This is a genomic window from Nocardiopsis alkaliphila YIM 80379 (genome assembly GCF_000341005.1).
GTDB lineage: Bacteria > Actinomycetota > Actinomycetes > Streptosporangiales > Streptosporangiaceae > Nocardiopsis > Nocardiopsis alkaliphila.
The window spans coordinates 13958-26093 of the sequence record NZ_ANBD01000126.1 but is presented as its reverse complement, the minus strand read 5'-3'; the positions used below and the strand labels follow the sequence as shown (position 1 = coordinate 26093).

Below are 12136 nucleotides of genomic sequence, written 5' to 3'. Positions count from 1 at the left end.
GCATTATGGCCGTTCACGAGGGGGTTTTGAGCCCTCGCGAACGTGAACATCCGGGTCATGGGCGTTCGGTCACACGGACGAGGATTCGTGGCGGCGAAAGAGCGTGTAGTCGGACCCGTTGGCGTAGACGTCGCTCTTCACCCGGGCGAAGAGGGTCGGGTCGAACGTCGCGCCCGCGAAAAGCGGTTTTCCGGCTCCGACGATCACGGGATAGCGTTTGATCAGGAGCTCGTCGATCTCCGGCAACAGGGTGCCGGCGAGGGTGGGGCCGCCGACCAGACAGACGTCGAGTTCGCTCTCTTGCGCCTTGAGTTCGCGGACCTTCGTACGAGGATCGGTGGCCACGACGGTCACGTTCGGGTCGATGTCGGCGGGCAGCGTTCGGGAGAACACGTATTCGCGCATGTGGCCGTAGGGACTGGTCATCGCCTGGTCCAAGGCGACCTGGTAGGAGCCCCGACCTTGGAGCATCGTGTCGAAGTGCCTGTTGGGTGTGTCCAGCCCCAGCCCGGCACGGACGCTCGTCGGGACCAGTTCCGGGTATTCGTTCAGGTGGAAGTCGGTGTTCTCGTCGTATTCGCTGCCGCTGGGAAAGAAGTCGAAGGAACCGTCGGGCGCGCAGACGAAGCCGTCGAGCGAGACCGCGACGAAGTAGGTGAGGGTTCGCATGGTTCTCCTCTGGCCCTTCGCGAGAAGGTTTTTCGTTGTCGATGACCACTATGATTGGAGTACTTCAAGCAAAGTACTCCATCTGTAGTGGTATGCCAAGGGATTTTCGAGAAACGGGAGAGAGCCATGGTCAGGAACCCCGAGCGGCGGGTGGCCCTGCTGGACGCCGCCATCGAGGTACTCGCCGAGGAAGGGGCGCGCGGGCTCACCTTCCGTGCGGTCGACGTTCGGGCGAAGGTGCCCACCGGCACCGCGTCCAACTACTTCACCGACCGCGACGACCTACTCGCCCAGATCAGCGTGCGCACCTACGAGCGCTTCACGCCTGAACGGGCCGAGTGGGACGACCTGCTCACCGGACCCGGAGATCGGGCCGGACTGGCCGAGGCCATGCGCGCCACGGTCGCCCGCCTGGTCGCCGAACCCGCTGTCTACCTGGCCACCCTGGAACTCCAACTGGAGGCGACCCGGCGTCCCGAACTGCGTCGGGACCTCACCGCCCGGGTGCGCGCGGACCTGGAGGCCAACGTCGCCTTTCACGAGGAGGTGGCCATGCCCGGCGGCAGGGACACCGTCTTGATCCTCTACCTGGCCCTGAACCGGCTGGTGACCGAGCACCTCACCCTGCCCGGCGTGCTGGGGCCCGAGGGCGACCTGGAGGAGCTGGTCACCCGGGTGGTGAACCGCGTCGACCTCGAAGACTGAAGGCCTATCGAGGAAAGGTGTCCACTCGGAGGACTTCCGCGTGGGGGATGTGGGCGTCTGGGGCGGGAGTCCGGATCGACGGCGGTGATCTCGCTGCGGCGAACGGGGCGTAGAGGGGGTGTCGGCGTCAGGCGAGCCCGACCACGGCCGGCACCAGGGCCGGCCGCTACGGGGAGGTGTCCGGCCGCTGCCCCGCCCGCGCTCGCCTCCCCGCCCTCCAGTGGGCCGAAGGTGGGCTTCTCCTGGGGACGGCGTGTCATCGCACCCCTGACTGTGATCACCCGTAGTTGTCTTGTCGTGTCATGGAGTCGGATCAGGGGGACGTGGGATGAGACTGATCGCTTTCGGGGGCGTCCGTGGACGAGGTCTGGGCAGGGCACGCGAGCGTGCGGTGGCCGGCACGGTCGCGGGGATGGCGGTGGCCGTTCTGTTGTCCGCTCCGGCCTCGGCGGAGCACGGCGAAGCGAGCACGCCTTCGACCGGCGGGGATGGAGGGGGGTTCGACGCCGCACTCGTGGAGTTGGCCCTGTCCGGTTCCGGGCGATCGCCACTGCGAGGGGAGGAGTTCACCTACCGGGCGACGGTGGTCAACGAGGGTGACACGGCGGTGGAGAACGGCCTGCTCGCGCAGCACCTCCCAGAACCACTGGAGGTGGTGGACGTCGACCAGGGCGGAATGCTGGAGGAGGGGGTCGCCAACTGGCGGGTCGACGTGCCCCCGGGTGGTGAGGCCGTCTACACCGTGCGGGTCAGGGTGTCCGAGGAGGTGCCGGGGGAGGAGCGGGTGGTGAGTACCGCCTGCCTGCTGCTGGAGCGTGAGGCGGACCCCTCGGCGTGTGCGAGCGAGGCGCTCCTGGTCGCGGAATCGACGATGTTCGCCCGAGTGGGCCAGGTGCTCGACCGGGAGACCTTGGTCGGCACGGTGGGTGTGGGCGCGCTGATGATGCTGCTCTGGTTGCTGTGGCGGCGGTGGGGTGTGCCCAACGGGAGATGAGATCGGTTCTGGCGGGCCAGGACCTTCGCCGGAGAAAAGGGTGGGACGGGGAATTGACAACTACATGACGTAGTAGTCTGTGGGGCATGGCTTTCCTCTACCTCTTCCTCGTCTTCCTGCACATGCTCGGCCTGGCCGGCATCATCGCCGGTTTCTTGATGCAGCTGATGACCGAGAACATCAAGGCCACCAAGGTCCTGTTGCACAGCGCCCTGCTCCAGTTCGTCACCGGTCTGCTCCTGGTCGGGGTGGCGGAGATGGGCGACGTCGCCGAGATGAACCACGTCAAGATCGCGGTCAAATTGGTCGTGGCACTGAGCGTCGTGGTGCTCGGTGTGCTCAACCTGCGCAAGCCCGCCAAGAACTTGGCGATCATCGCCGGCGTACTCGCCATCGTCAACATCGGTGTGGCGGTCTTCTGGTAAGTCGTACGCCCGCTCCCTCCTCAACAAGGGCGTCCGCCGGTGGCGGGTCGGTTCTCGACCCGCCACCGGCTTTTCGATGTCCTCTTCAAGGGGTGGTGATGGCCTCCGCAAGCCTTTTTCAGAAAACTTGCAGTGGCTTTCATGGAGGTCACGGGTCTGATTCTCGTGAGGGCGCGGAAACCCCTGGTTCACACGCGCGCATCTGCGTGTTACCTTCATCACTGCTTCGTAAGCTCTTGCAAGAACTGCAAGAAGATGGCGTCGGGGCGGTGTGGCCCCGTCGCGGAACCCCCCAAGGAGCGCAGATGAGAAGACCCCGACTCGGCGCCCTCGCCGGAGCCGTGGTCCTGGGAATGGGCCTGCTGGCGATTCCCGGCCCCGCGGCCTCCCAACAAGCCCCGACGAAGACCCCCCTCGCCGCTCAGGAGAGCGCCGGCGACACCATCGTGCACCTCTTCCAGTGGAATTGGGACTCGGTCGCCGCCGAGTGCGCCGACTTCCTCGGCCCCAACGGTTACGGTGGCGTGCAGGTCTCCCCGCCCCAGGAACACGTGGTCGTCCCCTTCTCCGAAGGCGGGAACTTCCCCTGGTGGCAGGACTACCAACCGGTCTCCTACAGCATCGACAACACCCGGCGCGGCACCGCCGAGGAATTCCAGGACATGGTGGACACCTGTGCCGACAACGGTGTTCGCATCTACGTGGACGCCGTCATCAACCACATGACCGGCCCCAAGGAGGTCGAGCGCCCCGGCAGCGCCGGCACCGAGTGGGACCGGTACGACCACCCGGACCTGTTCGGGGACGGTCGAGCCTCCTACGGCTACGACGACTTCGGCCCCTGCTACGACAGCATCCAGGACTGGAACGACAAGGAAGAGGTGCAGAACTGCCAACTCCTCGACCTGGCCGACCTGGACACGGGGTCGGACCACGTTCGAGCACAGATCGTCCGCTACCTCAACGGGCTCGTGGCCATGGGGGTGGGCGGATTCCGGGTGGACGCCTCCAAACACGTCCCCGAGGAGGACATGGGCGCCATCATCGCGGCCCTGGACGAGGTGCCGGGCTTCGGTGGCGCTCCGCACGTCTACCACGAGGTCTACGGGGACCAGACGATCCCCTACACCGCCTATACGCCCTACGGTCAGGTCACCAACTTCGACTACAAGCGTGACATCGCCTCGAGCTTCGCCAACGGTGACATCGCCGACTTGACCTCGATGCCCGAGCACGGTGGCCTCACCTCCGCCGAGGCCGTGGTCTTCGTCGACAACCACGACACCCAGCGCTACGAGCCCACCCTCACCCATGTGGACGGCGAACGCTACTACCTCGCCACCGCCTTCATGCTCGCCCACCCCTACGGAACGCCCGTGGTGATGTCGAGTTATGACTTCCAGGGCAACGAGACAGAGGGCCCGCCCAGCGTCGGTGAGGTCGACGGCAATCCCGCCGGGTGGATCACCGCCGACAGTGACTGTTCCGCCGGTGGCGACTGGGTGTGCGAGCACCGCGACGAGACGGTCAGTGGCATGGTCGCCTTCCGTAACGCGGTGAGCGGTACCCCCTTGACCGAACGTGCTCGGGACGGTTCGGCGCGGGTGGCCTTCGACCGCGGGGAGGCCGGCTTCGCGGCCTTCAACGCCTCCGGTGGGAGTTGGTCGCTGAGCGCGCCCACCTCCCTGCCCGACGGTGACTACGACAACGTCGCGGGCCCGGGCACGGCCACCGTGTCCGATGGCCGGGTCAGCGCCACCGTGCCGGCCAACGGCGCCTTGGCGTTGCACGTGGGAGCCGAGTGCGAACAGGACTGCGACGGTGGCGACCCCGGTGATTCGAACACCCTCACCGCCACCGTCGAAACCTGGTTCGGACAACAGGTGTACGTGGTCGGTTCCACCCCCGAGCTCGGTTCCTGGGAGCCCACCGGCGGGGTCGCGCTCGAAACCGACGCCGACACCTATCCCCGGTGGAACGGCACCGTACCCCTGGGCTCCGGTACCGAGTGGAAACTGGTCAAGGTGAACCCGGACGGTGGCGTGGAGTGGGAACCCGGAGACAACCGCGTCGGTCCGAGCACTTCCGTCACCTGGGCGCGACACTGAGCACCTGAACGGCACGTGCCCGCCCCGGACCGTTCACTCCCGGTCCATCCCGGTGCCCCACGCGCTCACTCCCGCGCGTGGGGCACCCCGCTTCAGGGAGGAACCGCCCTGGCGACCGGTCGGGCGCCGACTCCAAGCCCGGCCCTTCAGGACTCGGGTGGAGCCGACTCGCCGACCCGTTCAACGACCGGCCAGGAGAGCGGTTCAGTCGTCGTAGAAGGTCCGCTCCATGACCGACCGGGCCCGGCGGGTGGCGCGCAGGTAGTCCTCGGTCAACCGCTCCGCCGACCCCACGGTCTCCAAGTGGTCCTCGTCCTCGGCCTCGGCCCGGTACCCCATGGCCTCGGCCAGGGCCGCGCGCATCCGCAGGTCCGAGGGAAGTGAGTCACCACCCCGCCCACGCACCAGCATCACCATGCCGCGCACCCGAGAGGCCGATCGCCAGGCGTGCTCCAGCACCGCGCCGTCGTCGGCGGTGACCAGATCGTGCTCGATGGCCACCCGAAGCGCCTCCAAGGTCCCGGTTGTGCGCAGGTCCGGGTATTGGTGGGCGTGTCGCAACTGGAGCAGCTGCACCGTCCACTCCACGTCCGACAACCCACCCCGGCCCAACTTCGTGTGCAGGGTGGGATCGGCCCCGCGCGGCAGCCTCTCGGCCTCCATCCGCGCCTTGAGCTTGCGGATCTCCAGCACCGCCGTCGAGCCGATCCCACCGGCCGGATATCGCAGGGGGTCGATCAGGGCGAGGAAGGAGGCGCGCAACTCCTCGTCGCCGGCGATCGGCCGGGCCCGCAACAGCGCCTGGCTCTCCCACGCCTGCGACCAGCGTTCGTAGTAGGCGGCGTAGGAGGCCAGGGTGCGTACCACCGGCCCGCTCTTGCCCTCGGGCCGCAGATCGGTGTCCACCTGAAGCGGTGGCTCGCTTTGGGGCACCTCCAACAACCGGGCGAGTTCCCGCACGATCGCCAACGCCTGCCTGGTGGCCGCTCCGGTGTCCACACCCGGCATCGGGTCGTGCACGTACATCACGTCGGCGTCACTGGCGTAGGTCAGCTCACCACCACCGAACCGCCCCATCGCCACCACGCACACTCGCGTGAGGACCTCGCCCCCCGCCTCGGCCACCACCTTGGTGTAGGCAGCGCGCAAGGCCGCGTCGATGGTCACCGCGGCGATGTCGGTCAACGCCGTGCCGACCTCCTCCACCGAGGACACCTCCAGCAGGTCCGCGGAGGCCGTACGCAACAGCTCACGGCGACGCAGGGCACGCACCGCGGAGACCGCCTTCTCCGGGGTCTCGTACCGGCGCAGCGCCGCGTCCGCCTCGGCCAACAGGCTCCGCGTCGACCGACGGCGTAGTTCGGCGTCGTCGGCCAGTGTCGCCACCGACTCGGGAGCGCGTAGCAGCAGCTCGGTCACGTAACGGCTGGTTCCGAGCAACCACGCCATCCGCTCGGCCACCCGGACGTCGTCGCGAAGCAGCCGCAGATACCACGGTGTGGTGCCCAGGGCCTCGCTGACCTGCCGAAACCCCAACAGGCCCGCGTCCGGGTCGGGGGCATCGGAGAACCAGCCCAGCATCACCGGCAACAACGTGCGCTGGATGGCGGCCCGCCGGGACAGGCCGGAGGTCAGTGCCTCCAGATGGCGTAGTGCCCCACGCGGATCGGCGAAACCCAACGCGCCCAACCGGTCCTTGGCCTGATCGGGCGATAGGCGCACCTCTTCGTCGGGCAATTTGGCCACCGCGTTCAACAGGGGCCGGTAGAACAACTTCTCGTGCAGACGTCGCACCTTCGCCGAGACCCGTTTACGTGCCTCGGTCAACTCGCTCACCGGGTCGGCGGTGAACCCCAGCGCCCGTCCTAGAGCGCGCAACCGGGTGGAGCCCTCCTGCGTACTCGAATCGGGTATCAGGTGGGTACGGCGCAATCGCTCCAACTGGAGCAGATGTTCCATCCGGCGCAGGAACCGATAGGCGTCGGTGAGCCCCGCAGCGTCCTCGCGCCCCACGTACCCGTGTTTGGACAGGGCGGTCAAGGCCTGGAGGGTGTTACCCGAACGCAGCCGGTCGTCGGTGCGACCGTGCACCAACTGGAGCAGCTGCACGGAGAACTCGATGTCGCGTAGCCCGCCCGGGCCCAGCTTCAGTTCACGCTCGGCCTCACCAGTGGGGATGTGCGCCACCACTCGACGGCGCATCGCCTGCACGTCCTCCACGAAGTCCTTGCGTCCGGAGGCCTCCCACACCATCGGCGCGATGGCCTTCACGTAGGCCAGGCCCAGGGAAGTGTCACCGGCGATCGGTCGGGCCTTGAGCAGGGCCTGGAACTCCCAGGTCTTGGCCCAACGCTCGTAGTAGGTCACGTGGCTCGACAACGAGCGCACCAAGGGACCGTGCCTGCCCTCGGGCCGCAGGGCCGGGTCGACCTCCCACAGGGTGCCCTCGGTGTCGGTCTGTGACGGAACCCGCATCATGGCCGTGGCCAGACGGGTCGCCGCCCTCATGGCGTCCTGTTCGTCGGACCCTTCGACGGGCTCGGCCACGAAGACCACGTCCACGTCGCTGACGTAGTTCAGTTCGCGGCCACCGCACTTGCCCATGCCGATCACGGCCAACCGGCACAGTGCCGCGTCCTCGGGCGACTCCGCTCGGGCCACCGCCAACGCCGCGTCCAATAGGGACGAGGCCAGGTCCGCCAGCTCCGCCGCGACCTCTTCCACGGTGTCGGCCCCGGTCAGATCACGTCCGGCCAGACGCAGCAATCGCCTGCGGTACGAGACCCGAAGCGTGTGTCGCAGGGCCGTCCAGGGGTCCGAATCCGCTCCCTCGACCACGGCGGGGTCGGCGACGGGCGCGACGTCGTCGGGCTGGGCTCCCACCGTGTGCAGCAGGCCCCGACGCAGCTCCTCCGGTTCGGGGGTGCGTGCGGCGTCGGCCCCGCGCAGCTCACGCCAGTCTTCGGGGTGACGCACCAAATGGTCGGCCAGGGCCGGGGAGGCGCCCAGCACCTTGGACAACCTGGCCCGCAGGTCCCGCTCTCGGCGCAGCGCGCTGATGACCTCCCCGGGGTCGGGGGAGGCCTCCAACAGTCGAAGCAGACCCAACAAGGCCTGGTCGGGGTCGGCCGCGGCACCGAGGGCGTCCAAGAGGTCGGCGTCGGCCCGGGCGTCCATCCCGGTCTCCTCCACCAGCCTCAGCGCCCGCTTGCTGTCGCTGAAGCCGCGCCGGGCGAGCGCGCCTGCCGTCATGTCGCTTCTTCCGTCCCTTGCCACGGGTCAACGGTAGCCGTCCGATGCGTACCGCACCGCACGACTCGGGCCGACCGGGTACGACCCGGGGCCGGCACCCGAACGGATACCGGCCCCGAGAGGAGGTGCTAGATGTCGTAGTAGAGCTCGAACTCGCGCGGGTGCGGGCGCAGGCGCAGGGAGTCGATCTCCTCGGTGCGCTTGAAGTCGATGTAGGTCTCGATCAGGTCCTTGGTGAAGACCCCGCCCTCGAGCAGGAACTCGTGGTCGGCCTCCAAGGCCTCCAGGGCGGCGTCCAAGGAAGCGGGGACCGTCTCGATGTCGGCGGCCTCGGTCGGCGGCAGCTCGTACAGGTCCTTGTCGAGCGGCTCCGGCGGCTCGATCTTGTTCTTGACGCCGTCCAGACCCGCCATGAGCATGGCGGAGAAGGCCAGGTAGGGGTTGGCCGACGGGTCCGGCACGCGGAACTCGATGCGCTTGGCCTTGGGGTTGGATCCGGTCAGCGGCAGGCGGATGCAGGCCGAGCGGTTGCGCTGGCTGTAGACCAGGTTGATCGGAGCTTCGTAACCCGGGACCAAGCGGTGGAAGGAGTTCACCGTCGGGTTGGTGAACGCCAGCAGCGCCGAGGCGTGCTTGAGCAGGCCACCGATGTAGTAGCGGGCCGTGTCGGAGAGTTGACCGTAACCGGACTCGTCGAAGAACAGCGGCTCGCCGTCCTTCCACAGGCTCTGGTGACAGTGCATGCCGGAGCCGTTGTCGCCGAAGAGCGGCTTGGGCATGAAGGTGGCCGTCTTGCCGGCGGCGTTGGCGACGTTCTTCACGATGTACTTGTACAACTGCACGTTGTCCGCGTGCTTGAGCAGGGTGCCGAACCGGATACCGATCTCGGCCTGACCCGCGGTGCCGACCTCGTGGTGCTGGAGCTCCACCTCGATACCGGAGTCGATCAGGGTGCGAACCATGTCCGAACGCAGGTCGCTGTAGTGGTCGACCGGCTCGACGGGAAAGTAGCCGCCCTTGTAGCGCGGACGGTAGCCGCGGTTGCCGCCCTCGATGGCGGAACCGGTGTTCCAGGCGCCCTCGATGGAGTCGATCTCGTAATAGCCGGTGTTGGCCCGGGTCTCGAACTTGACGTCGTCGAAGATGTAGAACTCGGCCTCGGCGCCGAAGAAAGCGGTGTCGGCCACACCCGAGCCGCGCAGGTAGGCCTCGGCCTTGCGGGCGATGTTACGCGGGTCGCGACTGTAGGACTCCAGGGTGAGCGGGTCGTGGACGAAGAACGTCATGTTCAGCGTCTTGTGCTTGCGGAAGGGGTCCAGGACACCCGTGCTCAGGTCGGGCAGCAGCAGCATGTCGGACTCGTGGATGGCCTGGAAGCCGCGAATCGAGGAGCCGTCGAACATCTGGCCATCGGTGAAGGTGGATTCGTCCACGTTCTCCGTCGGGAGGGTAACGTGGTTCACACCCCCGAACAGGTCCGTGAAACGGACATCGAGGAACTTAACGTCCTCGTCTCGGATGTAGGCGAGCACCTCGTCGGCGTTGCTGAACAAAACGGCACCTCCGTGCAGATGGCTGAGACGACGGGCCCGTGGTCCTCGCCGCTCCATCGCGGCCGTGTTCGGACCGTACGTCGTCTCCCGGCTTCGTGATCGAAGCTAGAAGCGGGTGATTTCCACACCATGTCTCGATTGTTTCCTGCATGTTACGCAGTCGGTCCAAGGTGTCTGGTAGGCCGTTCGACCTGGTGTTTTCCCTTGCCATAAGGGGAGAGGGGGCGTTTTTTCGCTCTGAAGGTGATCGGTGCCACCCCCGGTCCGGGCGTTGGTCACGATGGCCCGCCCCACCTGGGTACGCGCGTCCATGACGTGCCGATACCGTGAAAACATGAGTGACAAGAGTCGGTCCGTCGCCGCCCTCGACGATGACTTCCGCTATCGGGGCAACAGACTCGGCCTGCCCGAGAGTGGACCCGGATCGGTTCCAGGGGTCATGCGTCGACTGGTCGGCCTGGCTCTGGACTGGAGCCTGTCCGTTCTGCTGGTGTCGGTCGCCCTTAGCGTGGGGCTGATCGGTCAGGACCTCACGGCCGCGGCCGCGGCCGGTGGGGAGGAGGAGGCCCTCGCCCTGACCAACTTCACCACCTTGTCCACGTTGGTGGTCTACGCGGCGATGAACATCGTGCTGCTGACCCTGTTCGGTACAACGATCGGGCGGCGGATCGTCGGCGTCGGCATCACGGCCACCGGGGAGCGCTCTTGGCCCTGGTTCGTGTCCATGGTGCTGCGAACCCTGTTGTTGTGCCTGGTCATCCCGGCCGTGGTCTACGACCGTGACACGCGTGGCCTGCACGACCGGGCAGCGGGCACCATCGCTACCCGTTACTGAGTCATCACCAGGCGCACCGAATCGGATTCGGGTCTGGTCCGAGCCCTCATCGAACCGCTGTTAACATCCGTTCACAGCTTTCTCGGGGCCGCGACCTCCAGGCCGCCCTGACCCCGCCCCTCCAAGGTCTGTTCGCATCCGAAGGTTCGCATGGCTGGAAAACGTTCCGCCCCCCGCTCTTCCGGCGCTTTGGGCGACTCCCGTCTGTCCGCGGGGCAGTGGATCGCCTGTGTCGTCACCGCGCTCACCATCGTGGCGAGCCTGGGCGGTTATGGCTGGTACCAGGGTCTGGTCGGCAACATCACCACCGCCCAGGTGGACACCGACGAGTGGGATCGGCCCACCAGCGTCGAGGGGGTCATGAACCTTCTCATCATCGGCTCCGACGTGCGTTCGGGCGAGAACGCCGACTATGGCGAGGCCGAGGGCGAGCGCCCCGACACGATGCTCATCGCCAGCATCAACGTGGACAACGGGGCCGCGACCCTGGTCAACCTGCCTCGGGACCTGGTGGTCGACCTTCCCGCCTGTGACCCGTCCGAAGGGTACGAGGGCATGGGGCCCCACCAGGGCATGATCAACTCCGCCATGACCTTCGGTGGGGTGGGCTGCCAGTGGAAGGCGGTCGAGCTGGTCACCGGCGTGCACCTGGACCACTTCGTCATGATGGACTTCGCCGGGTTCAAGGACATGGTGGACGCGATCGGTGGGGTGCAGATGTGCATCCCCGAGCCCATCGACGACCCCAAGGCGCACCTGAAGCTGGACGCCGGGCTCCAGACACTCGATGGTGAGGACTCCCTGGGCTTCGTACGTTCCCGCTACGCCCAGGGGGACGGCAGCGACCTGTCCCGCATCGACCGCCAGCAGGAGTTCATGGGCGCCATGCTGCGCGAGGTACTCAGCAGTGAGGTGATGACCAGTCCGATCACCATCACCAACTTCCTGGGCGCGGTCACCGACTCCATCACCACCGATGACGAGCTCACCGTCGACATCATGACCGACATCGCCATCTCCATGCGCGAGGTGGACCTGGATCGGATCCAGTTCGTCACCGTTCCCAACGGGGAACACCCCGAGGACAACAACCGCATCATCATGAGTCAGCCCCAGGCCTCGGAGCTGTTCGAGGCGATCAACGCGGGCGTGGACCTGGCCGGCGGAGACGACGACTCGGACACGGAGCGGAACGAGGAGACCTCGCTCGATCCCTCCGACATCTCCGTCGAGGTCATCAACAACACCGGCATCGATGGGCTCGCCCTGGAGATCCAGGCGGTGCTGGTCCAAGAGGGCTACGTGGTCACCGGTACGGGCAACCCCGAATCGCGTTTCCCCGAGGCCAGCACGGTCTACCACGGCCCTGGAGACAAAGCCGCCGCCGAATTGTTGGCGGGCTCGCTACAGAACGCCGTGACCGAGGAGATCGAGGGACTGGAGCAGACCCTGGAGTTGGTGGCGAGCAGCGACTGGAACGGCTTCGCGGGCGACTCCTCGGCCGAGACCGACCTGTCCATCACCGAGGACCTGGGTGGTGTGACCGCCGAGGCCGCGGAGGAGAGCGCCTGCTGAGGCCACCTCGACCCGAACCT

The 12136-nt window shown here is 67.2% G+C and carries 9 protein-coding genes; 6 read left to right on the top strand and 3 right to left on the bottom strand.

Annotated features, from left to right (window positions below; translation table 11 throughout):
• Window positions 1-69: 69 nt before the first annotated feature.
• The gene (locus D472_RS0117860; protein WP_017605836.1) at window positions 70-669 is read right to left on the bottom strand and encodes a dihydrofolate reductase family protein; all 600 of its coding nucleotides are present in this window, start codon (window positions 667-669) and stop codon (window positions 70-72) included.
• 126 nt (window positions 670-795) lie between these two features.
• Here D472_RS0117860 and D472_RS0117855 point away from each other — a divergent pair, with 126 nt between their 5' ends.
• From D472_RS0117855 to D472_RS0117840, 4 genes are all read left to right on the top strand, one after another.
• The gene (locus D472_RS0117855) at window positions 796-1374 is read left to right on the top strand and encodes a TetR/AcrR family transcriptional regulator (protein WP_017605835.1); all 579 of its coding nucleotides are present in this window, start codon (window positions 796-798) and stop codon (window positions 1372-1374) included.
• A gap of 328 nt (window positions 1375-1702) precedes the next feature.
• Window positions 1703-2368, top strand: a complete 666-nt coding sequence (locus tag D472_RS0117850) for a hypothetical protein (protein WP_017605834.1) — start codon at window positions 1703-1705, stop codon at window positions 2366-2368.
• An 86-nt stretch (window positions 2369-2454) separates the two neighbouring features.
• The gene (locus tag D472_RS0117845) at window positions 2455-2793 is read left to right on the top strand and encodes a hypothetical protein (protein WP_017605833.1); all 339 of its coding nucleotides are present in this window, start codon (window positions 2455-2457) and stop codon (window positions 2791-2793) included.
• A gap of 305 nt (window positions 2794-3098) precedes the next feature.
• Window positions 3099-4901: a carbohydrate-binding module family 20 domain-containing protein gene (locus D472_RS0117840; RefSeq protein WP_017605832.1), complete on the top strand. Its 1803-nt coding sequence runs from the start codon at window positions 3099-3101 to the stop codon at window positions 4899-4901.
• A gap of 204 nt (window positions 4902-5105) precedes the next feature.
• Here D472_RS0117840 and D472_RS0117835 read toward each other — a convergent pair whose 3' ends face one another.
• Window positions 5106-8153 (bottom strand): bifunctional [glutamine synthetase] adenylyltransferase/[glutamine synthetase]-adenylyl-L-tyrosine phosphorylase, encoded by a 3048-nt coding sequence (locus D472_RS0117835; protein WP_017605831.1) that lies wholly within the window; start codon window positions 8151-8153, stop codon window positions 5106-5108.
• Window positions 8154-8281: 128 nt separating this feature from the next.
• Entirely contained in the window at window positions 8282-9706 is a 1425-nt protein-coding gene (gene glnA / locus D472_RS0117830) for a type I glutamate--ammonia ligase (RefSeq protein ID WP_017605830.1), read from the bottom strand.
• A gap of 334 nt (window positions 9707-10040) precedes the next feature.
• Between glnA and D472_RS0117825 the strand changes: the two genes are divergently transcribed.
• Both D472_RS0117825 and D472_RS0117815 read left to right on the top strand, forming a co-directional pair.
• Window positions 10041-10541, top strand: a complete 501-nt coding sequence (locus D472_RS0117825; RefSeq protein WP_026117821.1) for an RDD family protein — start codon at window positions 10041-10043, stop codon at window positions 10539-10541.
• 150 nt (window positions 10542-10691) lie between these two features.
• The gene (locus D472_RS0117815) at window positions 10692-12116 is read left to right on the top strand and encodes an LCP family protein (RefSeq protein WP_026117820.1); all 1425 of its coding nucleotides are present in this window, start codon (window positions 10692-10694) and stop codon (window positions 12114-12116) included.
• The last annotated feature ends 20 nt before the right edge of the window (window positions 12117-12136 follow it).

Excerpts from the sequence above, each read along its gene's own strand:
- D472_RS0117860 (WP_017605836.1), bottom strand. The coding sequence starts at position 669 with ATGCGAACCCTCACCTACTTCGTCGCGGTCTCGCTCGACGGCTTCGTC.
- D472_RS0117855 (WP_017605835.1), top strand. The coding sequence starts at position 796 with ATGGTCAGGAACCCCGAGCGGCGGGTGGCCCTGCTGGACGCCGCCATC.
- D472_RS0117850 (WP_017605834.1), top strand. The coding sequence starts at position 1,703 with ATGAGACTGATCGCTTTCGGGGGCGTCCGTGGACGAGGTCTGGGCAGG.
- D472_RS0117845 (WP_017605833.1), top strand. The coding sequence starts at position 2,455 with ATGGCTTTCCTCTACCTCTTCCTCGTCTTCCTGCACATGCTCGGCCTG.
- D472_RS0117840 (WP_017605832.1), top strand. The coding sequence starts at position 3,099 with ATGAGAAGACCCCGACTCGGCGCCCTCGCCGGAGCCGTGGTCCTGGGA.
- D472_RS0117835 (WP_017605831.1), bottom strand. The coding sequence starts at position 8,153 with ATGACGGCAGGCGCGCTCGCCCGGCGCGGCTTCAGCGACAGCAAGCGG.
- D472_RS0117825 (WP_026117821.1), top strand. The coding sequence starts at position 10,041 with ATGAGTGACAAGAGTCGGTCCGTCGCCGCCCTCGACGATGACTTCCGC.
- D472_RS0117815 (WP_026117820.1), top strand. The coding sequence starts at position 10,692 with ATGGCTGGAAAACGTTCCGCCCCCCGCTCTTCCGGCGCTTTGGGCGAC.